The sequence below is a fragment of the Herbaspirillum sp. SJZ107 genome (assembly GCF_006715485.1).
In the GTDB taxonomy this organism is placed as follows: Bacteria; Pseudomonadota; Gammaproteobacteria; order Burkholderiales; family Burkholderiaceae_D; genus Telluria.
In genome coordinates this window covers 250,796-274,770 of the sequence record NZ_VFNH01000003.1, presented here as the reverse complement: position 1 = coordinate 274,770, position 23,975 = coordinate 250,796, and the positions used below count along the sequence as shown (strand labels likewise).

Annotated in this window: 23 protein-coding genes; 16 read left to right on the top strand and 7 right to left on the bottom strand. The window is 64.1% G+C overall.

Annotated features, from left to right (window positions below; genetic code table 11):
• The first annotated feature begins 4 nt into the window (after positions 1–4).
• The 3 genes from FBX97_RS19335 to FBX97_RS19325 are packed head-to-tail and all read left to right on the top strand — an operon-like array spanning position 5 to position 3,158.
• Positions 5–796, top strand: a complete 792-nt coding sequence (locus FBX97_RS19335) for an APH(3') family aminoglycoside O-phosphotransferase (RefSeq protein WP_255517555.1) — start codon at positions 5–7, stop codon at positions 794–796.
• A 14-nt stretch (positions 797–810) separates the two neighbouring features.
• Entirely contained in the window at positions 811–1,728 is a 918-nt protein-coding gene (locus FBX97_RS19330) for a 3-hydroxyacyl-CoA dehydrogenase family protein (protein ID WP_141835326.1), read from the top strand.
• A gap of 26 nt (positions 1,729–1,754) precedes the next feature.
• Entirely contained in the window at positions 1,755–3,158 is a 1,404-nt protein-coding gene (locus FBX97_RS19325) for a GntP family permease (RefSeq protein WP_141835323.1), read from the top strand.
• A gap of 165 nt (positions 3,159–3,323) precedes the next feature.
• Here FBX97_RS19325 and rapZ read toward each other — a convergent pair whose 3' ends face one another.
• The 5 genes from rapZ to ilvA form a co-directional block, all read right to left on the bottom strand.
• On the bottom strand, positions 3,324–4,199 hold the full coding sequence (gene rapZ, locus FBX97_RS19320; RefSeq protein ID WP_141835321.1) for an RNase adapter RapZ: 876 nt from the start codon (positions 4,197–4,199) through the stop codon (positions 3,324–3,326).
• A gap of 27 nt (positions 4,200–4,226) precedes the next feature.
• On the bottom strand, positions 4,227–5,162 hold the full coding sequence (gene hprK / locus FBX97_RS19315) for an HPr(Ser) kinase/phosphatase (protein WP_141835319.1): 936 nt from the start codon (positions 5,160–5,162) through the stop codon (positions 4,227–4,229).
• A gap of 9 nt (positions 5,163–5,171) precedes the next feature.
• Positions 5,172–5,654 carry a PTS sugar transporter subunit IIA gene (locus tag FBX97_RS19310; RefSeq protein WP_141835316.1) on the bottom strand — a complete coding sequence of 161 codons (483 nt, stop codon included), beginning with the start codon at positions 5,652–5,654 and terminating at the stop codon, positions 5,172–5,174.
• Between the two features lie 368 nt (positions 5,655–6,022).
• Positions 6,023–6,853, bottom strand: a complete 831-nt coding sequence (queF, locus tag FBX97_RS19305; RefSeq protein WP_141835313.1) for an NADPH-dependent 7-cyano-7-deazaguanine reductase QueF — start codon at positions 6,851–6,853, stop codon at positions 6,023–6,025.
• Positions 6,854–6,950: 97 nt separating this feature from the next.
• Entirely contained in the window at positions 6,951–8,573 is a 1,623-nt protein-coding gene (gene ilvA / locus FBX97_RS19300) for a threonine ammonia-lyase, biosynthetic (protein ID WP_255517600.1), read from the bottom strand.
• A gap of 96 nt (positions 8,574–8,669) precedes the next feature.
• On the opposite strand from ilvA, the gene FBX97_RS19295 reads away from it, so the two are divergent.
• From FBX97_RS19295 to FBX97_RS19280, 4 genes are all read left to right on the top strand, one after another.
• Entirely contained in the window at positions 8,670–9,173 is a 504-nt protein-coding gene (locus FBX97_RS19295) for a YqaA family protein (RefSeq protein ID WP_141835307.1), read from the top strand.
• 211 nt (positions 9,174–9,384) lie between these two features.
• Entirely contained in the window at positions 9,385–13,383 is a 3,999-nt protein-coding gene (locus FBX97_RS19290) for an FAD/FMN-binding oxidoreductase (RefSeq protein ID WP_141835305.1), read from the top strand.
• On the top strand, positions 13,380–13,811 hold the full coding sequence (locus tag FBX97_RS19285; protein WP_141835302.1) for an HIT family protein: 432 nt from the start codon (positions 13,380–13,382) through the stop codon (positions 13,809–13,811). Before FBX97_RS19290 ends, FBX97_RS19285 begins: the two co-directional genes overlap by 4 nt.
• Positions 13,812–13,965: 154 nt before the next feature.
• A complete protein-coding gene (locus tag FBX97_RS19280; protein ID WP_185748661.1) occupies positions 13,966–14,394 on the top strand; it encodes a gamma-butyrobetaine hydroxylase-like domain-containing protein in 429 nt (142 codons plus the stop codon).
• A 127-nt stretch (positions 14,395–14,521) separates the two neighbouring features.
• Here FBX97_RS19280 and FBX97_RS19275 read toward each other — a convergent pair whose 3' ends face one another.
• The gene (locus tag FBX97_RS19275; protein WP_141835296.1) at positions 14,522–14,725 is read right to left on the bottom strand and encodes a cold-shock protein; all 204 of its coding nucleotides are present in this window, start codon (positions 14,723–14,725) and stop codon (positions 14,522–14,524) included.
• Between the two features lie 263 nt (positions 14,726–14,988).
• Here FBX97_RS19275 and ubiE point away from each other — a divergent pair, with 263 nt between their 5' ends.
• The 8 genes from ubiE (at position 14,989) to nudB (ending at position 22,845) form a co-directional block, all read left to right on the top strand.
• Positions 14,989–15,723, top strand: coding sequence for a bifunctional demethylmenaquinone methyltransferase/2-methoxy-6-polyprenyl-1,4-benzoquinol methylase UbiE (ubiE, locus tag FBX97_RS19270; RefSeq protein ID WP_141835291.1), 735 nt, complete (start codon positions 14,989–14,991; stop codon positions 15,721–15,723).
• A gap of 4 nt (positions 15,724–15,727) precedes the next feature.
• Positions 15,728–16,711, top strand: a complete 984-nt coding sequence (locus tag FBX97_RS19265) for a Tim44 domain-containing protein (protein WP_141835287.1) — start codon at positions 15,728–15,730, stop codon at positions 16,709–16,711.
• Between the two features lie 117 nt (positions 16,712–16,828).
• Positions 16,829–17,512 (top strand): SCP2 domain-containing protein, encoded by a 684-nt coding sequence (locus FBX97_RS19260; RefSeq protein ID WP_255517554.1) that lies wholly within the window; start codon positions 16,829–16,831, stop codon positions 17,510–17,512.
• Positions 17,512–19,077: a ubiquinone biosynthesis regulatory protein kinase UbiB gene (ubiB, locus tag FBX97_RS19255; RefSeq protein ID WP_141835284.1), complete on the top strand. Its 1,566-nt coding sequence runs from the start codon at positions 17,512–17,514 to the stop codon at positions 19,075–19,077. Before FBX97_RS19260 ends, ubiB begins: the two co-directional genes overlap by 1 nt.
• Before the next feature lie 314 nt (positions 19,078–19,391).
• A complete protein-coding gene (locus FBX97_RS19250) occupies positions 19,392–19,706 on the top strand; it encodes an FmdB family zinc ribbon protein (protein ID WP_141835281.1) in 315 nt (104 codons plus the stop codon).
• 28 nt (positions 19,707–19,734) lie between these two features.
• On the top strand, positions 19,735–20,373 hold the full coding sequence (locus tag FBX97_RS19245) for a DUF502 domain-containing protein (protein ID WP_141835278.1): 639 nt from the start codon (positions 19,735–19,737) through the stop codon (positions 20,371–20,373).
• A 75-nt stretch (positions 20,374–20,448) separates the two neighbouring features.
• Positions 20,449–22,245: an aspartate--tRNA ligase gene (gene aspS, locus FBX97_RS19240; RefSeq protein ID WP_185748660.1), complete on the top strand. Its 1,797-nt coding sequence runs from the start codon at positions 20,449–20,451 to the stop codon at positions 22,243–22,245.
• A 141-nt stretch (positions 22,246–22,386) separates the two neighbouring features.
• Entirely contained in the window at positions 22,387–22,845 is a 459-nt protein-coding gene (gene nudB / locus FBX97_RS19235) for a dihydroneopterin triphosphate diphosphatase (protein ID WP_141835273.1), read from the top strand.
• A 38-nt stretch (positions 22,846–22,883) separates the two neighbouring features.
• Here nudB and FBX97_RS19230 read toward each other — a convergent pair whose 3' ends face one another.
• Positions 22,884–23,195, bottom strand: a complete 312-nt coding sequence (locus tag FBX97_RS19230; RefSeq protein ID WP_141835269.1) for a hypothetical protein — start codon at positions 23,193–23,195, stop codon at positions 22,884–22,886.
• Between the two features lie 178 nt (positions 23,196–23,373).
• On the opposite strand from FBX97_RS19230, the gene ssuE reads away from it, so the two are divergent.
• Complete coding sequence (gene ssuE, locus FBX97_RS19225; protein ID WP_141835266.1) at positions 23,374–23,967, top strand: NADPH-dependent FMN reductase; 594 nt, start codon at positions 23,374–23,376, stop codon at positions 23,965–23,967.
• Positions 23,968–23,975 lie beyond the last annotated feature (8 nt).

Here is a 23,975-nt window from a genome sequence, read left to right as displayed (position 1 = left end):
CGCCGTGGACCCCACCTCATTTCAGCCGCCGGCCGGCTGGCGCGCACGCCTGCAGGGCTACCGCTGGACCGAAGCGCTCGAGGGCTGTTCGGCAGCGTCGGTGTTCCGGCTCGACACGCCCGGCCAGCCGTCGCTGTACCTCAAGACCGAGCCGGCCGGGCTGCTGGCCGAACTGCCGGGCGAAGCCGAGCGCCTGCGCTGGCTGGCCGCCGCCGGCATTCCCTGCGCCCCGGTGCTCGGGTGGGAGCAAGAGGCGGGGCGCTACTGGATGTTGCTGGGCGAACTGCGCGGACGCAACCTGGAAGACGCCGCGTTTGACCCCGCGTGTAAAGTGCGCCTGATGGCCGCGGCGCTGCGTAGCCTGCATGCGCTGGACGTCGCCGGCTGCCCGTTCGACCACCGCGCTGCGCTGCGCATCGGCCACGCCGAAGCGCGCCTGCGGGCAGGCCTGGTCGACGAGGACGACCTCGATGATGCGCATCGCGGCCTGGCACCGGCCGACCTGTTCGCGCGCCTGCAGGCGCAGGCGCCCGCGCGCGAGGACCTGGTGGTTACGCACGGCGACGCCTGCCTGCCGAACCTGATCGTGCAGCATGAGCAGCATGAGCGGATCAGCGGCTGGATCGATTGCGGACGCCTCGGCGTGGCCGACCGCTGGCAAGACCTGGCCCTGGCCACGCGCGATATCGGCGAGGTGCTGGGACCCGAGTGGGTCGCGCCTTTCCTGCGCGAGTACGGTGCGCAGCCCGACCCGGCGCGTACTAGCTTCTACCGCCTGCTGGACGAGTTTTTCTGAGAGGAGCAAGACATATGGCATACCAAGAGATCGTCGGCGTGGCCGGCGGCGGCCTGATGGGCGTCGGCATCGCCGCCAGGTTCGCGCTGGCCGGCCACGCGGTGGTGGTGGCCGAGTCAAGCGCGGAGCGCGCCGCCGGCATCCCGGCCGTGGCCGCAGGGATCCTGGCGGACCTGCTGGACGCCGGCGTCATCGATGCGGCACGGCGCGATGCGGCACTGGCGCGCCTGCGCGTCGCCGGCGCGCCCGATGCGCTGGCCGGCGCCGCCCTCGTCATCGAGGCGATCCCCGAGGTGCTGGCGGCCAAGCACGCGCTGTATGCGCAGCTGGAGGCGGTGCTGGCGCCGGATGCCATCATCGCCAGCAACACCAGCGGTTTTCCGCCGGACGCGCTGGCCGCACACATGCAGCGGCGCGCACGCTTCCTGGTCGCCCACTTCTGGAATCCGCCGCATGCGATCCCGCTGGTCGAGGTGGTGCCGGGCAGCGCCACCGATGCCGCCGTGGTCGAACGCAGCGTGGGACTGCTGGCCGGCATCGGGGCCGAGCCGGTGGTGCTGCAGGCCGCGATCCCGGGCTTCATCGGCAACCGCCTGCAATTCGCCGTGCTGCGCGAAGCCCTGCACATCGTGCGCTCGGGCGCGGCCACGCCGGAGACCGTGGACGCCGTGATGAAAGCCTGTCTCGGGCGCCGCTACAGCATCATGGGGCCGTTCGAAAGCGCCGACCTGGGCGGCCTGCATACCCTGGCGGGGATCGGCGCCAACCTGATGCCCGAACTGGCCAAGGACGAGGACGTGCTCGACCTGATGCGCGCCCACGTGGACAAGGGAGAGCTCGGCGTCGCCAGCGGCCAGGGCTTCTATATCTGGGACGAGGACCGTATCGCGGACCTGAAGGCGCGCCGCCTGCGCCAGCTGGCCGCCAAATAATTCATAGAAAAGTAGAAGGAGACCCCATGTCGTTCTTGATCGTCCTCGCCGCCCTGGCGTTCCTGATGCTTGCCGCCTACCGCGGCTACAGCGTCATTTTGTTCGCACCGGTCGCCGCGCTCGGCGCGGTGCTGCTCACCGAGCCCTCGGCCGTGGCGCCGGTATTCTCCGGCATCTTCATGGAGAAAATGGTCGGCTTCCTGAAGCTGTACTTCCCGGTCTTCATGCTCGGCGCCGTGTTCGGCAAGGTGATCGAGATGTCGGGCTTTTCGAAATCGATCGTGCAGGCAGCGATCCGCTACATCGGCCGTTCGCGCGCGAATGCCGTGATCGTCGCCGTGTGCGCGCTGCTGACCTACGGCGGGGTGTCGCTGTTCGTGGTGGTGTTCGCCGTGTACCCGTTCGCGGCCGAGCTTTACCGGCAGAGCAACATCCCCAAGCGCCTGATGCCGGGCGCGCTCGCGCTGGGCGCATTCTCGTTCACGATGGATTCGCTGCCGGGCACCCCGCAGATCCAGAACATCATCCCGACCACCTTCTTCAAGACCACCGGCTGGGCCGCGCCGGTGCTGGGCACGATCGGTTCGCTGTTCATCATCGTGGTCGGCCTGGCCTACCTGGAATGGCGCCGCCGCGCCGCGATGGCCAGCGGGGAAGGGTATGGAACGTCGCTGGCCAACGAGCCGCAGACCATGGACACCGAGGCCCTGCCGCATCCGGCCATCGCCATCCTGCCGCTGATCCTGGTCGGCGTGGCCAACTTCGTGTTCACGCGCATGATCCCGGTCTGGTACGGCAGCGACGCCTATACGGTGCCGGCGTCGGTGCTGCCGGGCGTGCATGCGCCGGTGACGGCGACCGTGAAGACCGTGGTCGCGATCTGGGCGGTCGAAGCGGCGCTGCTGCTGGGGATCCTGCTGGTGGTCTTGAGCGCGTTCCGCCGCATCAGCAAGACGTTCGCGGATGGCTCGAAGACCGCCGTCGGCGGCGCGCTGCTGGCGGCGATGAACACGGCGTCGGAGTATGGCTTCGGCGGCGTGATCGCCGCGCTGCCCGGCTTCATCGTCGTCAGCGATGCCTTGAAAGGGATCCCGAATCCGCTGGTGAATGCGGCGGTGTCGGTCAGCTCGCTGGCCGGCATCACCGGTTCGGCCTCGGGCGGCATGAGCATCGCGCTGGCCGCCATGTCCGACCTGTTCATCCGCGGCGCCGAGGCTGCGCAGATCCCGATGGAAGTGCTGCACCGGGTGGTGTCGATGGCCAGCGGCGGCATGGACACGCTGCCGCACAACGGGGCGGTGATCACGCTGCTGGCGGTGACCGGGCTGACGCACCGCGAGTCGTACCGCGAGATTTTTGCGGTGACGATCATCAAGACGCTGGCGGTGTTCTTCGTGATCGGGGTGTTTTATTTGACCGGGTGGGTGTAGGCGAGTCCGCTGCCGTCACGATAGTCCGCTGCATTAGCACGTCATCCCCGCGCAGGCGGGGATCCAAGTTTGTTCGCGTTTCGTCAATTCACGCAGAACTTGGGTCCCCGCCTGCGCGGGGACGACGTTGACTTCCTGCGCGGGGACGACGTTACTCGCTGCGGATCAATGCAAGCCGTGGTGCTTCTCCCGGTGCCGCACCACCACCCGCTCGGTATCGCCGAAGTAAGCCCCGAGGCGCTCGGCCATGTACACCGAACGGTGCTGGCCACCGGTGCAGCCGACCGCCACCGTCAGGTAGCTGCGGTTGTCCTTCTTGAACGAAGGCAGCCACTTGGCGACGAAGGCGCGGATGTCGGACAGCAGTTCGACCGCCTGCGGCTGGGCGTCGAGGAAGGCGATCACGGGCGCGTCCTTGCCGGTCAGCGGGCGCAGCGTCAGGTCGTAATACGGGTTCGGCACGGCGCGCACGTCGAACACGAAGTCGGCGTCCAGCGGCACGCCGTGCTTGAAGGCGAAGGATTCGAAGTACAGCGTCAGCGGCGCGTATTCGATCTCGGTGAGTTCCTTGACCCAGGCACGCAGCTTGTTGGCCGACAGTTCCGAGGTGTCGATCACGTGGCCCAGCTTTTCGATCGGCAGCAGGCGCTCGCGCTCTTCCAGGATGCATTCGATCAGGGTGCGGCGCGACGACGGGTTCTCGCCCGGACGCAGCTCGTGCGACAGCGGATGGCTGCGCCGCGTTTCCGAGAAGCGCGCCACCAGCGAATGGGTGCTGGCGGTCAGGAAGATCACGCGCACTTCATGGTCTTCGCTGCGCAGCGACTGGACCGTCGACGGCAGTTCCGCCAGCGATTCGGCGCTGCGCGCATCGACCGCGACGGCGACACACTTGTTCTTGTCGCCGTCGATGGTCTTGACCAGCGCCGGCAACAGGGCAGGAGGGAGATTGTCGACGCAATAATAACCTGCGTCTTCGAGGACGTTCAGGGCCACGGATTTGCCGGAGCCCGAGATACCGGTGAGGAGGACGATGCGCATGCGGCAATGATACCGCAGTTACGGCGCTTAATCGCTACTCATCGCCTGTCGCTGCCGCTCCATGAACTCCTGCAGCGTATCGATGCCGCGCAGTTGCAGAATGGTATTGCGCACCGCAGCCTCGAGCAGCACCGCGATGTTGCGGCCGGCCGCCACCGGGATCACGACCTTGCGGATCGGCAGGCCCAGCACGTCTTCGGTCGGGAAGTGAAACGGCAGGCGTTCCACTTCCTCGTCGAGCGCGCCGCGCTTGACCAGGTGCACGATCAGCTTCAGCCGCATCTTGCGGCGCACTGCGGTCTCGCCGAAGATCGCCTTGATGTCGAGCAAGCCAAGACCGCGCACTTCGAGCAGGTTCTGCAGCAGCGGCGGACAGCGGCCCTCGATCATGTTGGGCGCGATGCGCGAAAATTCCACCGCATCGTCGGCCACCAGGCCGTGCGAGCGCGAGATCAGTTCCAGGCCCAGCTCGCTCTTGCCGAGGCCGGAATCGCCGGTGATCAGCACGCCCACGCCGAGCACGTCCATGAACACGCCATGCATGATCACGCGTTGCGCCAGTTTCTTGGACAGATAGACGCGCAGGAAGTCGATCACCTGCGCCGCCGGCAGCGGCGTCGAGAACAGCGGAATGTTCTGCTCGTCGCAGATGGCGAGGATGTCGGGCGGCGTGTCCAGGCCCTGCGCGATGATCAGGGCCGGCGGGCCGCCCGCGATCAGCTCGCCGATCACGTGGCTGCGCGAACCGGATTTCAGGCGCTGGTAATAGTTCAGCTCCTGGTGGCCGAACACCTGGATGCGGCCCGGGTGGATCAGGTTCAGGTGGCCGACCTGGTCGGCGGCCGAGACGGCGTCGCCCGAGATCAGGCGTTCGCCGCCCGGGAAACCGGCGAACCAGCCGAGTTGCAGCGTGTCGCGGTTATCGTCGTACAGCCTTTGGATGGTCAGCGGTGTCTGCAACATAGGCACGTATCAGCCCAGCGCTTGCAGGCTCGGCTGCCAGTTGATGATGCGTTCATGCACCGACCGCGGGTCCATATCGGTGGCCAGCGCCGTGCGGATCGCCTCGTCGGAGAACAGCTCGGCGATCTCCGACAGGATTTCCAGGTGCTGCTGGGTCACGTGGTCGGGAATCAGGAGGAAGAACAAGAGCTTGACCGGTTGCCCGTCCGGCGATTCGAACGGGATCGGTTCGACCAGGCGCACGAAGGCGGCCAGCGGTGCCTTCAGGCTCTTGCTGCCCTTGATGCGCCCGTGCGGGACAGCCACGCCATGGCCCAGACCTGTGGAGCCGAGGCGCTCGCGCGCGAACAGGTTCTCCGAGACGGTCGAGCGGGCGATGCCGCAGTTGTTTTCGAAAATCAGGCCAGCCTGTTCAAAGGCGCGTTTCTTGCTGGAGACTTCCAGGTCGAGCTGGACGTTTTCGAGCGAGAGGATTTTGCTTAAGTTAGTCATAACACGCTTCGATATTGCGGTGCACCACAAGTGCTTGCGAGCGGGAATTATAGGCCTGTTTTATGGCCGTGTAATTCGATTTCGCACTGGGTTGATCGGGTGTTTCAACCACGCCGTATACGGTAATCAGCGGGCATCGTAGCCAACAAAAGGCCGTACGCAATTTCCTAAACGAAACTGAGGATTTCGCGCACAAAATGCTTACACCGGGACGGTTTCGCCAATTTTTCTAGCGGAATAAATTCCGTTATGAAATATAGAGATGCCGCACCGGATTGCCGAAGCAGCCATGCAATCTGCCGCTTCGTGTCGCCGGAAACGGACAATATATAGTGTCGATTGTCCGGCGTAACAGGTGGTGTGGCGAATTATTGACGCGCGGTGCGCAAATTCGATGGTTTGCCGGTGCTGAAGTTGGCGCGCCACGGGTTGATGTCGAGGCCGCCGCGCCGGGTGTAGCGGGCATACACCGACAATTTGCTCGGCTTACACTGGCGCAAGATATCGATAAAAATGCGCTCCACGCATTGCTCGTGGAATTCGTTGTGCTCGCGGAAGCCGATCAGGTAGCGCAGCAGGCTTTCCTGGTCGATTTGCGGACCGACATAATGGATTTGCACGCTGCCCCAGTCGGGCTGGCCGGTGACCAGGCAATTCGATTTCAGCAGATGCGACACCAGGGTTTCTTCCACCGTGGCTTCTTCGAAATTAGCTTTTAGCAATTCCGGTGCCGGGCTGTAATTGTCGACCTCGATATCCAGGCGGTCCAGCAACAGACCGTCCAGCTCGCCCATCTTGAGCTTGCCGAAATCCTCGGCCGGGGTCAGCGCCACGTGCACCGGCGCGCCGAAGGCATTCGACAAGTCTTCGCGCAGCAGGGCCAGCAGGGCCTCGTGATTGGCCAGGCGGGTCTGGTTGAAGGAATTCAGGTACAGCTTGAACGATTTCGACTCGACGATATTCGGCGAATCGGCCGGCGCGCTGATCGTTGCGATCGCGACCTGCGGCTTGCCGCGCATGTTCAGCCACGACAGCTCATAGGCATTCCAGATGTCGACGCCGAAGAAGGGCAGCGTGCCGCTCAGGCCGAGCTCGTCGCGTTTTTGCTGGCGCGGAATGGGAAACAGCAGCTCGGGTGCGTACTGGGTCTGGTAGGCCGAGGTTTTGCCGAGCGGCGATTGATCGGGTGTATTGGTCATGGTCCTGTCTCGATGTGCCGGGAACGCTCCGGATGCCGGCCCGGCGGCGGCAAAGCGGCGTATCGTACACCTTTCCGCCGCCATGCGGGCGCATGCATTACAGGAACAGCTTGTAGACCGGATTCGTGCTCTCGTCCCAATGGCGGTAGCCCATCGTCGCCAGGAATTGCCGGAACTCATCCATCTCGCCCGCCGGCACCTGCAACCCGACCAGGATGCGTCCCACGTCACCACCCTGGTTGCGATAGTGGAACAGAGAGATGTTCCAGTTCGGCGCCAGACTGTCCAGGAAACGCAACAGCGCGCCGGGGCGTTCCGGAAACTCGAAGCGGTACAGCAACTCGTCATGCGCCAGCGGACTCTTGCCGCCGACCAGGTGGCGTACGTGCTGCTTGGCCAGTTCATCCTGCGTCAGGTCAAGGCTACGGAAACCATGTTCCTCGAAGGTACGCCCGACCATGCTTGACTCGCTGCGGTTGCCCACCTGCACCCCGACGAACACATGGGCCACGCGCTCGTCGCTGATGCGATAGATGAACTCCGTCACGTTGCGCGGGCCGACCAGGCTGCAGAAGCGCTTGAAGCTGCCGCGCTGTTCGGGAATCGTCACCGCGAACACGGCTTCGCGCGCTTCGCCCACCTCGGCGCGCTCGGCCACGAAGCGCAGGCGGTCGAAATTCATGTTGGCGCCGCAGGCCACCGCCACCAGCGTCTCGTTCTTCACCGGCTGGCGCGACATCTGCGCGCGTTCCACATAGGCCTTGGCGCCGGCGACGGCCAGTGCGCCGGCCGGTTCCAGGATGCTGCGCGTGTCCTGGAACACGTCCTGGATCGCGGCGCAGACGGCATCGGTGTCGACGATGATCACCTCGTCCACGACCTCCTTGGCGATGCGGAAGGTTTCCTCGCCCACCAGGCGCACCGCGGTGCCGTCCGAGAACAGGCCGACGTCGGGCAGGGTAATGCGCTCGCCGGCCTTCAGGCTCCTGGCCATCGCATCCGAATCGATGGTCTGCACGCCGATGATCTTGATGTCCGGCCGCACCGCTTTCACATAGGCGCCGACGCCGGCCACCAGCCCGCCGCCGCCGATCGCGACGAAGATCGCGTGGATCGGACCGGCGTGCTGGCGCAGGATCTCCATGCCGATCGTGCCCTGGCCGGCGATCACGTCGGGATCGTCGAACGGGTGTACGAAGGTCAGCTTCTGCTCGCGTTCCAGGCTCAGCGCGTGGTTGTAGGCATCGGTATAGGAATCGCCGTGCAGCACGATCTCGACGTTGGCGCCGCCGCGCGCCTTGACCGCATTGATCTTCACCGGCGGCGTGGTGGTCGGCATCACGATCAGCGCACGGCAGCCGAGGCGGCTGGCCGACAGCGCGACGCCCTGCGCATGGTTGCCGGCCGAGGCGCAGATCACACCGCGCTTGAGCTGCTCGGACGACAGGTGCGCCATCTTGTTGTAAGCGCCACGCAGCTTGAACGAAAACACGCTCTGCATGTCCTCGCGCTTGAAATAGATGCGGTTGCCGATGCGCTGCGACAGCGTCGGTGCCAGTTCGAGCGGGGATTCTTCGGCCACGTCGTAGACGCGCGCGGTCAGGATTTTCTTGAGGTAGTCGGTGGTCATGGCGGATGGTTTCGTTACTGGGTTCCGGGCGACTGGGACTGTCCTGCTTGGCGGGTAACCGAGGCTTGTGCAGTACGGCGGGCGGCGCAGGGATAGGGCGCGCTCAACCGTGTCGTTACGATAAGGTGCGTCTCATTATAATGGACGCGTCCGGACCCGCCCATTTCCTCAAACTAACGACTATCGATGATCGAATCCGCCGTCCTCTGGCTGCTGAAAATCCTTGCCGCGCCAAGTGTCGGCCTCACGTCGGTCTTCCTGATCAGCTTCGTGTCGGCGACCCTGCTGCCGCTCGGTTCCGAGCCGGCCGTGTTCGCGGTGGTCAAGGCCAATCCGGCGATGTTCTGGCCGGCGATCCTGGTCGCCACCCTCGGCAACACGCTGGGCGGCATCGTCGACTACTGGATCGGCTACCGCGCCAAGGTGGCGTTTGCCAAGGAGCGCAAGTCGCGCTGGTTCCACTGGCTGGCCAGGTATGGCGCCAAGACCATGCTGCTGTCCTGGGTGCCGGGCATCGGCGATCCGCTGTGCACGCTGGCGGGATGGCTGCACCTGCCGTTCTGGCCGAGCGTGGTGTATATGGCAATCGGCAAGTTCGGACGCTACATCTTCATGACCGCCACGCTGCTGTATGTGCCCGACGGTTGGTGGAAGTGGCTCGGCGACATGAGCAGCCGCGTGTTCGGGTAAGGCGGCAAGCGAAGGGAAGATGCCTTCACCATCATGCAGCCGATTTTTCGGTGCAAAAAGCCGGATTTACCAAAAAGAAATTTGCAGCGAACCGCGGTTTTCCGTTGTTTCTGCTCCGAAAGCCCTTGCCAAATCGCTCGTGGTCCAGCGTGGTGCACCGCATTAAGCTAGAATGGATGTCCTACGCGTCAGTACGCCAGTCGACTTTCCCATGAACGCTCCCGCAAATATCCACGCCCTGCTCGAAGAGAACGCGCCGGCCCGCCTGCGTGAAATCCCCTATAACTACACCTCGTTTTCCGATCGCGAGATCGTGATCCGGCTGCTGGGCGAGTCCTCGTGGCGCCTGCTCGACGAATTGCGCGGTGCGCGCCAGACCGGCCGTTCGGCACGCATGCTGTACGAGGTGCTGGGCGACATCTGGGTGGTGCGCCGCAACCCGTATCTACAGGACGACATGCTGGACAACCCCAAGCGGCGCGCCAAGCTGATCGAGGCCCTGCACCACCGCCTGGCCGAGGTCGACAAGCGCCGCCTGACGATCGACGCCGGCGAGAATGCCGATGCCGCCCGCAGCAGCGCGGTCGAGCAGCTGCTGGCCGCCGCGCGCAAGGCGGTCGACGATTTCGGCCGCGAATTTTCCGACATGTACGACCTGCGCAAGCGCGCCAAGGCCGTGCTGGGCCGCTATACCGACAAGCGCAACATCCGCTTCGACGGCATGCACCGCACCTCGCACGTGACCGACGCCACCGACTGGCGCGTCGAATACCCGTTCCTGGTGGTGCTGCCGGACAGCGAAGAGGAGATGGCCGGCCTGGTCAAGGGCTGCATCGAACTCGGGCTGACCATCATCCCGCGAGGCGGCGGCACCGGCTACACCGGCGGCGCGATTCCGCTGTCGCCGATGTCGGCCGTGATCAACACCGAAAAGCTGATCCACATGAGCGAGGTCGAGCTGACCCGCCTGCCGGGCGTGGACCGCGAGTACGCGACCATCTACACCGGCGCCGGCGTGGTCACCCAGCGCGTGTCGCAGGCGGCCGAGAAGGCCGGCTTCGTGTTCGCGGTCGACCCGACCTCGGCGCACGCCTCCTGCATCGGCGGCAACATCGCGATGAACGCCGGCGGCAAGAAGGCCGTCCTGTGGGGCACCGCGCTCGACAACCTGGCTTCGTGGCGCATGGTCGACCCGAACGGCGACTGGCTCGAGGTCACGCGCGTCGACCACAACCTGGGCAAGATCCACGACACCCCGGTCGCGACCTTCAAGCTGGAATGGACGCATCCGTCGGAAAAGGGCGCACCGAAAGGTGAACCCTTCCGCACCGAGACCCTGTCGATCGAAGGCCGCCGCTTCCGCAAGGAAGGCCTGGGCAAGGACGTCACCGACAAGTTCCTGGCCGGCCTGCCGGGCGTGCAGAAAGAGGGCACCGACGGCTTGATCACCTCGGGCCGCTGGATCCTGCACAAGATGCCGAAGTTTACGCGCACCGTGGCCCTGGAATTCTTCGGCCAGGCGCGCGATGCGATCCCGTCGATCGTCGAGATCAAGGATTACCTGGACAGCCTGCCGAAGAGCGGCAAGCCGGAATTCGAAAGCCTGCGCCTGGCCGGCCTCGAACACCTCGACGAGCGCTACCTGCGCGCGGTCGGCTACGCCACCAAATCCAAGCGCGGCACGCTGCCCAAGATGGCGCTGTTCGGCGACATCGTCGGCGACGACGAGAATGCGGTGGCGCTGGCGGCCTCGGAAGTGGTGCGCCTGGCGAACACGCGCGTCGGCGAAGGTTTCGTCGCCGTCAGCCCGGAAGCGCGCAAGAAATTCTGGCTCGACCGCTCGCGCACCGCGGCGATCGCGCGCCACACCAACGCCTTCAAGATCAACGAGGACGTGGTCATCCCGCTCAATCGCATGGGCGAGTACACGGATGGCATCGAGCGCATCAACGTCGAGCTGTCGATCAAGAACAAGCTGCAGCTGGTCGAGGAACTGCATGCCTGGTTCACGTCCGGCCAGCTGGAAGTGACCAAGGCCGACGATGCGACCGGCGAAGGCGTGTCGAAGGAAGAGATCCTGGGCGACCGTCCGCAACAGGCCGACGAGCTGCTGGGGCAGGTCGCGGCGCGCTGGGGCTGGCTGCTGGCCAACCTCGACCAGCCGCTGACCGAGGTCCGGACCAAGCTGGCCGACTTCGGCCTGTCGACGCTGTACGACACGGTCGAGCAGCGCGTGTCCCATCAGCCGGGCGCGACCCTGTTCGACGTGGTGCAGGATCACACGGTGCGCGTCTCGTGGAAGAACGACATCCGCGCGCCGCTGCGCCAGATCTTCAACGGCGCGGCCTATAAACCGATCCTGGATGAAGCGACTGCCATCCACAAGCGCGTGCTGCGTTCGCGCGTGTTCGTGGCGCTGCACATGCACGCCGGCGACGGCAACGTGCACACCAACCTGCCGGTGAATTCCGACGATTACGCGATGCTGCAGGACGCCCATAAAGCCGTCGAGCGCATCATGAAATTGGCGCGTTCGCTGGACGGCGTGATCTCGGGCGAGCACGGCATCGGCATCACCAAACTGGAATTCCTGACCGACGACGAGATCCGCGAATTCCGCGAGTACAAGCAGCGCGTCGACCCGGAAGGCCGTTTTAATAAAGGCAAGCTGCTGAATACCACGGCGGTGGCGGCCGATCTCACCAATGCGTACACGCCGTCGTTCGGCCTGATGGGCCACGAGTCGCTGATCATGCAGCAGAGCGATATCGGCGAGATCGCCAACAGCATCAAGGACTGCCTGCGCTGCGGCAAGTGCAAGCCGGTGTGCACGACCCACGTGCCGCAATCGAACCTGCTGTATTCGCCGCGCGACAAGATCCTGGCGACGTCCGCCCTGATCGAAGCCTTTTTGTATGAAGAGCAGACCAGGCGCGGCGTGTCGATCCGCCACTGGGAAGAGTTCGAGGACGTGTCCGACCACTGCACCGTGTGCCACAAGTGCGTGACGCCGTGCCCGGTCAACATCGACTTCGGCGACGTCTCGATGAACATGCGTAACCTGCTGCGCAAGATGGACAAGCGCAGCTTCAAGCCGGCCAACCGCGCGGCGATGTTCTTCCTGAACGCGACCGATCCGACCACGATCAACGCCACCCGCAAGGCGATGGTGGACTTCGGCTTCAAGGCCCAGCGCCTGGGCAACACGCTGCTGAAGGGCCTGGCGAAAGAGACGACCAAGGCGCCGCCGCCGACTACCGGCAAGCTGCCGGTGCGCGAGCAGGTGATCCACTTCGTCAACAAGAAGATGCCGGGCAATTTGCCGAAGAAGACGGCGCGCGCGCTGCTGGACATCGAGGACGACAAGGTCATCCCGATCATCCGCAACCCGAAGGTGACGACGGCCGATACCGAAGCCGTGTTCTACTTCCCGGGCTGCGGCTCGGAGCGCCTGTTCTCGCAGGTCGGCCTGGCGACCCAGGCGATGCTGTGGGAAGTCGGCGTGCAGACCGTGATGCCGCCGGGCTATTTGTGCTGCGGCTACCCGCAACGCGGTGCCGGCCAGTTCGACAAGGCCGACAAGATGGTGACCGATAACCGCGTGCTGTTCCACCGCATGGCCAACACGCTCAATTATCTGGACATCAAGACGGTCGTGGTCTCCTGCGGCACCTGCTACGACTCGCTGGCGGGCTACGAGTTCGAGAAGATCTTCCCGGGCTGCCGCATCGTCGACATCCACGAATACCTGCTGGAGAAGGGCGTCAAGCTGGAAGGCGTGAGCGGTACCCGCTACATGTACCACGATCCCTGCCACACGCCGATGAAGCTGCAGGATCCGATGAAGACGGTAAATGCGCTGGTGCAGACCGTCGACAACGTCAAGATCGAGAAGAACGACCGCTGCTGCGGCGAGTCCGGCACCTTTGCCGTGTCGCGCCCGGACATCTCGACCCAGGTCCGCTTCCGCAAGGAGCAGGAAATGGAGAAGGGGGCCGATAAACTGCGCGCCGACGGCTTCGACGGCCAGGTCAAGATCCTGACCAGCTGCCCGTCCTGCCTGCAGGGCCTGTCGCGCTACAACGAGGATGCCGGCACCACCGCCGACTACATCGTGGTCGAGATGGCCAAGCACCTGCTGGGCGAGAACTGGCTGCCGGAGTACGTCGCCAAGGCCAACAACGGCGGTATCGAAAGGGTGCTGGTATGACCCGGCTCGCCGGCTGCGAACTGTGCGAACTTGCCGTTTCCAGGGTAGTCGAAAACGACAAGTTCGCCGTAATCCTGGCGGACGAGCCCAATTACCCGGGCTTCGCGCGCGTGATCTGGAAGGATCATGTGCGCGAAGTCAGCGACCTGCTCGATGAAGACCGCCTGCTGCTGAACGAGGCCGTGTGGCAGCTGGAATTGGCGGTGCGCGAGGTCATGCAGCCCCTGAAAGTGAATGTAGCCAGCCTCGGCAACGTGGTGCCGCATCTGCACTGGCACGTGATTCCGCGCTACGCCGACGACGCCCATTTCCCGGCGCCGGTGTGGGCGCAGGCGGTGCGCGCGACCGATGCGGCGGTGCTGGAGGCGCGCCGGGCGCTATTGCCGCGATTGGTAGAGGCGATCACACGGCGGTTCGCCAAGCAGTAAAATACGCTTATTCCATCGTCGCCCCTGCGAAGGCAGGGGCCCAAGTTGCGCGCATTTCGACGGCTCATGAAGAACTTGGGCCCCTGCCTTCGCAGGGGCGACGGTTCTCATTTGCGGAAATAACCATTTTCGCTATCAACACGTACCTGACATCATGGCCATCCCCACCGAACTCACCGTCCACCAACAATCCAAACGCTTCGACATCGCCTTCGACGACGGCGCCAATTTCTCGATCCCGTTCGAACTGCTGCGCGTCTACTCGCCCTCGGCCGCCGTGCAAGGCCACGGCCCCGGCCAGGAAACGTTGCAGATCGGCAAGCGTGACGTCGGCATCAAAGCCGTCGAGCCGGTCGGCAACTACGGCGTCAAGCCGCTGTTCACCGACGGCCACGAATCCGGCATCTACACCTGGGATTATCTTTACAAGCTGGGCAAGGAACAGAAGGAACTCTGGCACGACTACGTTGGCCGCCTGCACGCCGCCGGTTATTTCGGCGACAGCGGCCGCGAGCCGGTGGCCGAACCGGCCGGCGCCAAGTCGGGCGGCGGTTGCGGCAGCGGCAGCTGCGGTTGCCACTGACGCGCTACGCACCAGACGCGCAGTCATGCGCGTCGAAACGAAAAAAGCGCCGGCACATGATGTGCCCGGCGCTTTTTTCATGCCGGTCGAATGGACCGGCGCTCGGGAGGGTATCCCTGCGGGAGAATTACTGCGGCTGGATGTTCGAAGCCTGCTTGCCTTTCGGGCCGGTGGTCACTTCGAAGCTCACACGCTGGTTCTCTTGCAGCGATTTGAAGCCTTGAGCGTTGATCGCCGAGAAGTGCGCAAACAGGTCTTCGCCGCCGCCGTCCGGGGTGATGAAGCCGAAGCCTTTTGCGTCATTGAACCATTTAACAATACCAGTCGCCATTTTTAATTCTCACAAGTGTAGTAGGTTTAAAACTTTGCCACTACGCGTGAAAGCATCGGTGATGCAAGGACTGCGCTGACAAAGTTAAATTATTATAAAGACTGTTTTGGAAGAATGGGGCACGATTTGTGCGACTTTTTTTCGATACTTCATGTAGAAAACAACAGCGCCATAAGCAAACGTTTTCCCTGCCAGCCGTTCCCCCGCGCGCTCGCTCATGCATGCCGCTTGTATAATGCGTCAAGATCAACCGGCAGAGCACTATGACTAACACCACCCATTTCGGCTACAAGACCGTTTCCGAGGACGACAAAGTCCACGAAGTCGCCAAGGTATTCCACTCGGTCGCGTCCAAGTACGACGTGATGAACGACTTGATGTCGGGCGGCCTGCACCGGATCTGGAAGGCGTTCACCATCGCCCAGGCCGGCATCCGCCCGGGCTTCAAGGTGCTCGACATCGCCGGCGGTACCGGCGACCTGTCCAAGGCCTTTGCCAAGCAGGCGGGGCCGAGCGGCGAGGTCTGGCTCACCGACATCAACGAGTCGATGCTGCGCGTCGGCCGCGACCGTCTCTTGAATAAAGGCCTGGTGACCCCCACCTTGCTGTGTGACGCAGAAAAATTGCCATTTCCAGACAATTATTTCGACCGGGTCAGCGTGGCCTTCGGCCTGCGCAACATGACGCACAAGGACCAGGCACTGGCGGAAATGCGCCGCGTGCTGAAGCCGGGCGGCAAGTTGCTGGTGCTGGAGTTCTCGAAAGTGGCTGCGCCGCTGCAGAAGCCCTACGACGTGTATTCGTTCTCGGTGCTGCCATGGCTGGGCCAGCGCATCGCCAACGATGCCGAGAGCTACCGCTACCTGGCCGAATCGATTCGCATGCATCCCGACCAGGACACACTGAAATCGATGATGGAAACGGCAGGACTGGATCGGGTGCAGTATTTCAACCTGACGGCGGGTGTGGCCGCATTACACACCGGTATCAAATTCTGAGGGTATGACCATGAAAAAATTCTTGGCCAGCATGTTAATCGCGGTGACGGCCTTGTCGTCGGTGGCCGAGGCGTTCGCACGCCCGGTCGGCGGCGGCCGCTCGATCGGTCGCCAGTCGCAGTCGGTGCGCCAGATGCGCGCTCCGGCGCCGGCCCCGGCACCGAGCTATCAACAGCCGTACCAGCGCCAGGCGGTGCCGCCGGCCGCCGCCGCGCCGCGTCCGCAAGTGCCGCAGCAGCGTCCGAGCATGTGGAAGGGCATCCTGGGCGGCGCGCTGCTCGGCCTCGGCCTGGGCGCCCTGTTCTCGCACCTGGGCATCGGCGGTGCCGCCGCCAGCATGCTGTCGTCGATCCTGATGATCGTGCTGCTGGCCCTGGCCGTGATGTTCATCGTGCGCATGTTCCGCCGCAAGTCGACCCCGGCTGCACCGACCTTCTCCGGCTATAACCAGACCCCGGTGCCGGCCACGGGTACCCCTGAAATCGGTTCCGGCCTGAACGGCGGCTACCAGCGCGACAGCTATCAGGACAATGCCCAGCCCGGCTACCCGCTCGGCGGCGCCAGCGGCGGCCTCTCGCTCGACAAGGGCGGCAATGCGCACCAGCAATGGGGCGTGCCGGCCGGCTTCGATGTTGACGCCTTCCTGCGCCATGCCAAGGCCTCGTTCATCCGCATGCAGGCTTCCTGGGACCGCGGCGACACCGCCGACCTGCGCGAGTTCACCTCGCCCGAAGTCTACGGCGAGCTGTCGATGCAGATCCAGGAACGTGGCGGCAATGCCGACTTCACCGACGTGGTCTCGATCGATGCCCAGCTGCTCGGCATCGAAACCACCGAACGCGACTACCTGGCGAGCGTGCAGTTCAACGGCATGATGCGCAATGCGCCGAATGCGCCGGCCGAGCCGTTCGTCGAAGTCTGGAACCTGTCCAAGCCGCTGAACGGGAATGGCGGCTGGGTGTTGGCCGGTATCCAGCAAATCACCTGACTTTATTTTGCCAGACCTGGTGCGCGCCGTTCGTGCTGCCGGGTTTGTGCTCCGGTGAACTGGTAAGATCGAAACCGCCCGCATTCCGGGCGGTTTTTCTTTTGTAGATATGAATCCATGGCCCTGACTCCCAATTTGAGCGCACCTGCCGTCGCCACCGTCAACCACCTGCTGGCCCAGGAAGCCTGGGCGCGCGAGTCCCTGATGCGCCATGCCGGCAAGACCGCCTGCATCGATACCGGCCACCTGCGCCTGTGCATGCGGGTGGCGCGCGATGGCATGCTCGAGACCGCCGAGGCCGAGGACGTGCCCAGCGTCACGATCCACGTCAAGCTGAGCGACCTGCCGCTGATCCTGCAGAACAGCGAGCGCGCCTTTTCCTATGTGCGCATCGATGGCGATGCCGAGTTCGCCAACACGATCTCGCAGCTGTCGAAAGGCCTGCGCTGGGATGCCGAGCACGACCTCGAGCGCCTCATCGGTCCGATCGGTGCGGTGCGCCTGGTCGGCGGCGCGCGCGGTGCCTTTGGCGCCGCCACCTCGGCCGGACGGCGCCTGGCCGAGAACGTGGCCGAATTCCTGCTGGAAGAAAAACGCGTGGTGGTGCGCCCGAACCACGTCGACGGCTTTGCCGCCGAGGTCAGCCGCCTGCGCGACGACGTCGAGCGCAGCGCCAAGCGCATCGCCAAGCTCGAACAACAACTGGACCAGAAGCTGCAGCGCAATGCCGCTTCCGCGCCCCCGGCGTTGCCCGCTCCCGCGGCCGTGCCACTGCTCCCCGAACCGAAGTCGAATTCCTGATGATCCTGAAATTCCTGCGCCTGCTGAAAATCCTGACCGTTGCCACCCGTTACGGCCTGGATGAGATCGCCATGTCCGGGTTCCGCGTGCCGCGCACCACGCGCCTGCTGAATACTGTCTTTTTCTGGCGCAACATCACGTCGCCGCGTGCGATCCGCCTGCGCCTGGCGCTGGAAGAACTGGGGCCGATCTTCGTCAAGTTCGGCCAGGTGCTGTCGACCCGGCCCGACCTGATGCCGCCGGATATCGTGGCCGAGCTGTCGCTGCTGCAGGACCGCGTGCCGCCGTTCCCGTCCGAGCAGGCGATCGCCCAGATCACGCGCTCGCTGGGCGCCCATCCGGACGAACTGTTCGCCACCTTCGAGCACACCCCGGTGGCCTCGGCCTCGATCGCGCAGGTGCACTTTGCCACGCTGAAGAACGGCAAGCAGGTGGCAGTGAAAGTGCTGCGTCCCGGCATGAACACCACCATCGGCGAAGACCTGGCCCTGATGCAGACGGCGGCCGGCCTGATCGAACGCGTATGGCCGGACAGCCGCCGCCTGAAGCCGCGCGAAGTCGTGGCCGAGTTCGACAAATACCTGCACGACGAGCTCGACCTGATGCGCGAGGCGGCGAACGCCAGCCAGCTGCGCCGTAACTTTGCAGGATCGGACCTGCTGATGGTCCCGGAAATGCACTGGGATTACTGCACCAGCAACGTGATCGTGATGGAGCGCATGAACGGCATCCCGATCTCGCAGATCGACCGCCTGGCCGCCGCCGGCGTCGACCTCAAAAAGCTGTCGAGCGACGGCGTCGAGATTTTCTTCACCCAGGTCTTCCGCGACGGCTTTTTCCATGCGGACATGCACCCGGGTAATATTTTGGTCTCGATCGACGAGGCGACCTTCGGCCGCTACATCGCGCTCGACTTCGGTATCGTCGGCACCCTCAACGATTTCGACAAGGATTACCTGTCGCAGAACTTCCTGGCCTTCTTCCGCCGCGACTACAAACGGGTGGCCGAAGCCCACATCGAATCCGGCTGGGCGCCGCGCGACACCCGCGTCGACGAGCTGGAAGCGGCGGTGCGCGCCACCTGCGAGCCGATCTTCGACCGTCCGCTGAAAGATATTTCTTTTGGCCAAGTGCTGCTGCGCCTGTTCCAGACCTCGCGCCGCTTCAACGTCGAAGTGCAGCCGCAGCTGGTGCTGCTGCAAAAGACCATGCTCAACATCGAGGGCCTGGGGCGCCAGCTCGATCCGGACCTGGACCTGTGGAAGACCGCAAAACCCTACCTGGAGCGCTGGATGGCCGAGCAGGTCGGCTGGCGCGGCATGGTCGAGCGCCTGAAGGCCGAGGCGCCGCGCTTCGCCCAGATCTTCCCGCAACTGCCGCGCCTGGCGCACCAGGTGCTGGACCGCAAGGCCCATCCGGTGGCCGACATCAGCGAGCTGCTGGCCGAAGTGCTGAAGGCGCAGCGCCGCATGAATCGCCTGATGACGGTCGTCGCTTGCGTCGCCAGCGCGGCGGCGCTGTATGCGGCAGCGATGCACATCATGGCCAACTGGCACTTTGCTTGAGACGGAAAAAAGAAAGGCCCGCATTGCGGGCCCGATTTGAAGTCGTTCTTTTATGGCTTTGCGGCGCACCGGCAAGACCGGCTGCGCAAACTTCTGTTTCTTGGTTCAGCTGAATCAGCTGAGAGGTGCTATTTAAACAGGTAAGTTGATGAACGGCAAACGCAACCGCACACGGCTGTGATGAAAAACAACATGTTGCATGAATGCAGCACTTGTCCAAAACGCATCGGCGCCACCCAGGCTGCCGCAAAAGGCAACTTCCTCTGTAAAAGCTTTATAATTCAGGGTTTTGATGATTTTTGCGGAGTATTCAGATGCCGATTTACGCCTACCGCTGCGATGAATGCGGTTTTGCCAAGGATGTACTGCAAAAGATTTCCGATCCGGTTCTGACCGTCTGCCCGAACTGCGGCAAGTCATCGTTCAAGAAGCAGGTGACTGCCGCCGGTTTCCAGCTCAAGGGCACCGGCTGGTACGTGACCGACTTCCGCGGTGGCAGCGCACCGGCGACCGGGACGGCACCGTCGGCCCCTGCCGAGGGCAGCACGCCGGCCGCCAAGGAAGCGCCGGCTGCGGCGCCCGCAGCCGCACCGGCGCCAGCGCCTGCCAAGGACGGCAGCAGCAGCTGAACCGGCAACGAGAGACGACACGACCGCGATGCGTAAATATTTCATCACCGGCCTGCTGGTCCTGGTCCCGCTGGCGATCACCCTCTGGGTCCTGAACCTGGTGATCGGCACGCTCGACCAGTCGCTGCTGCTGGTGCCCCAGCAGTGGCAACCGCGCACGCACATCCCGGGCCTGGGTGCGATCATCACGCTGGTGGTCGTGTTCCTGACCGGCCTGCTGGCCAACAACCTGGTTGGCAAGTACGTGGTGCGCCTGTGGGAGCGCCTGCTGCACCGCATCCCGGTGGTCAATTCGATCTACGGCAGCGTCAAGCAGGTATCGGACACGCTGTTCTCGTCCTCGGGCAATGCCTTCCGCAAGGCGGTGCTGATCCCGTATCCGCACGAGAACTCGTACACGATCGGCTTCCTCACCGGCGTGCCGGGCGGCGACGTCAAGAACCACCTGGTGGGCGATTACGTGAGCGTGTACGTGCCGACGACGCCGAACCCGACCTCCGGCTTCTTCCTGATGCTGGAACGCAGCCGCGTGGTCGAGCTGGACATGAGCGTCGATGCGGCGCTGAAGTACATCGTGTCGATGGGTGTCGTGGCGCCGCCGGACCTGGTCGCCACCGCCGCCACTGCCGTCCCGGAGCATGCGGCGGCCCTTGAAATAAAAAACTAGAAGAATCAAACCGAATCAAACGCCTGCGAAGCGGGCGACCGAATAACCAACCTGGATCGAAAAACTATGTCCTCCATGCGTACTCACTACTGCGGCCTCGTCACCGAGGAACTGCTGGGCCAAACCGTCAGCCTGTGCGGCTGGGTGCACCGCCGCCGCGACCACGGCGGTGTGATCTTCATCGACCTGCGCGACCGTGAGGGCCTGGTGCAGGTGGTCTGCCACCCGGACAACGCCGACGTCTTCAAGGCCGCCGAGCACGTGCGCAACGAGTACTGCCTGCGCATCGTCGGCACCGTCGTGAACCGCCTGGAAGGCACCGCCAACGCCAACCTGAAGTCGGGCAAGATCGAGATCAACGCCTCGCAAGTCGAAGTGCTGAACGCCTCGGTGCCGGTGCCGTTCCAGCTGGACGACGACAACCTGTCGGAAACCACCCGCCTGACCCACCGCGTGCTCGACCTGCGCCGCGACCAGATGCAGCACAACCTGCGCCTGCGCTACAAAGTCTCGATGGAAGTGCGCAAGTACCTGGACAACCTGGGCTTCATCGACATCGAAACCCCGATGCTGGGCAAGTCGACCCCGGAAGGCGCCCGCGACTACCTGGTGCCGTCGCGCGTCAACCCGGGCACGTTCTTTGCGCTGCCGCAGTCGCCGCAACTGTTCAAGCAGCTGCTGATGGTCGCCAACTTCGACCGCTACTACCAGATCACCAAGTGCTTCCGCGACGAAGACCTGCGCGCCGACCGCCAGCCGGAATTCACCCAGATCGACTGCGAAACCTCGTTCCTGACCGAGCAGGAAATCCGTGACCTGTTCGAAGACATGATGCGCACCGTCTTCAAGAACGCGGCCGGCATCGACCTGCCGAACCCGTTCCCGGTGATGGACTTCGCCACCGCCATGGGTTCCTACGGTTCGGACAAGCCGGACATGCGCGTCAAGCTGCAGTTCACCGAACTGACCGAGCTGATGAAGTCGGTCGAATTCAAGGTCTTCAACAGCGCCGCCAACCTGCCGAACGGCCGCGTGGTCGGCCTGCGCGTGCCGCAGGGCGGTTCGATGCCGCGTTCGGAAATCGACGCGTACACCCAGTTCGTCGCCATCTACGGCGCCAAGGGCCTGGCCTACATCAAGGTCAACGAGAAGGCGAAAGGCCGTGACGGCCTGCAGTCGCCGATCGTGAAAAACCTGTCGGACGACGTGCTGACCCAGATCCTGGCGCTGACCGGCGCCGAAGACGGCGACCTGATCTTCTTCGGTGCGGACAAGGCCAAAGTCGTCAACGACGCCATGGGCGCGCTGCGCGTGAAGATCGGCCACTCGGAATTCGGCAAGAAGGCCGGCCTGTTCGACGACGTCTGGTCGCCGCTGTGGGTGATCGACTTCCCGATGTTCGAGTACGACGACGAAGCCGACCGCTGGACCGCGACCCACCACCCGTTCACCGCACCGAAGGACGGCCACGAAGACATGCTCGAGACCAACCCGGGCGCCTGCATCGCCAAGGCCTACGACATGGTCCTGAACGGCTGGGAACTGGGCGGCGGCTCGATCCGTATCCACCGCGAAGAAGTCCAGAGCAAGGTGTTCCGTGCGCTGAAGATCGACGCCGAAGAAGCCCAGCTGAAGTTCGGCTTCCTGCTCGACGCCCTGCAATACGGCGCGCCGCCGCACGGTGGCCTGGCCTTCGGCCTGGACCGCCTGATCACGCTGATGACCGGCTCGACCTCGATCCGCGACGTGATCGCCTTCCCGAAAACCCAGCGCGCGCAGGATCTGCTGACCAATGCGCCGTCGGAAGTGGACGAGAAGCAGCTGAAGGAGCTGCATATCCGTCTGCGTGGCGAGCAGCCGAAGGTCGCTTGATCGCCTGGTAATCAGTTAGCAGAAGATCCGTCGCCCCTGCGCAGGCAGGGGTCCAAGTTGCACGCTTTGCCGCGCTGCGCAGAACTTGGACCCCTGCCTTCGCAGGGGCGACGTTTTTAAGCTAGCGTTACAATGCTGACCATGGCTTACAAGATCCCCGAATCCGTCCTGGTCGTCATTCACACCGCCGACCTGGAAGTCCTGCTGATCGAACGCGCCGACCGTCCCGGCTTCTGGCAATCGGTCACCGGCTCGCTCGACGCGCTCGACGAACCGCTGCATCAGACCGCAACCCGCGAGCTGTTCGAGGAAACCGGCATCGTCGCCGACGGCGAACGCATCAAGCTGCACGACTGGCAGCTGTCCAACATCTACGAAATCTACCCCACCTGGCGCCACCGCTATGCGCCCGGCATCACCCACAACACCGAGCACGTCTTTTCGGTCTGCGTCCCGCGCGACATCCCGATCGTGCTGGCGCCGCGCGAGCACGTGCAGTACGCGTGGCTGCCGCTGCTGGAGGCGGCGGACCGGTGCTTTTCCAGTTCGAATGCCGAGGCCATCCTGCAGTTGCCGCGGCGTGTTACTCCTGCCGTCTAAAACTTGGCATTGGCCCAAGCTCGGCTAGAACGGTTCCATTAAAGCCGCGGCTCGCCCACCTCCCTGTATATCTTCCTGGTAGCCTCCTTGAGTTCGGCATGCGGCAAGAACTGATCCGAGATCGTCAGGATCGCATGCAGGCTGTTGCTGAGCTTGTCCAGCTCGATCTGGCCGGGCTTGAGCGCCGTCTGCAGCAAATGCACCGCCATGTCGGCCAGCAGCAGGCGCTGCTTGTCCAGCCAGTCCGCGCCGCTGCCTTTGACGGCAGGGTGGCGAAGCAGCGCGTCTTCGACCACACCGTGGACTTCCCAGCCCGTTTCGATGAGTCCCGCTCGCGTCACGTCATCCATTTTTTCTCCTTGTTGGCCGGCTTGTCCCGGCTGGCGTGCCTCGATTTTCCTACATTTCCTGCACATCGATATGCGTCCAATGTTTTAACAAAAAGATCATATCCAACGACGAAACCATTCGTTCCAGCCGCGTCGCATGGACGGTAGCCTGTGATGGTTTCCTTGACCTATATCGATCATGAATGTTCTTCTGCTGGGCGGAAGCCCATCCGCGCCGTCGACGACCTGGCGCCTGCAACAGCTCGTCGGTGCGCGCCTGGCTGCGCTCGGCCATCGCACGAATGCGCTGCAAGTGCGCGACCTGCCGGCGCAAGCCTTGCTGCGTGCCGACACCAGCGATCCCGCCATTGCCGAAGCGGTAGCCCTGGTCCACGAGGCCGATGCCATCGTCGTCGGCACGCCTGTGTATAAAGCTTCGTTCAGCGGCGTCCTGAAAGTATTCCTCGACCTGCTGCCGCAGGATGGGCTGGCGGGCAAGCTGGTGCTGCCGCTGGCCACCGGCGGCAGCCAGTCGCACATGCTGGCCCTCGATTACGCGCTGCGGCCAGTGCTGGCCTCGCTGGCGCCGCGCCACATCCTTCCCAGCATCTATGCCACCGCGGCACAGCTGCCCTGGGATCCCGACAAGGGCGTGCTGCCGGTCTCGGTCATCGGTGCGCGCATCGACGCCGGTGTCGAGCAGCTGGCCCACGAACTGGAAGGTGCACTGCTGCGCAAGGCGGCGGGTTCGCTGTCTGCGCTGGCACCCGCCTCCGCAACCCTCCACGCCTGACAGGAACA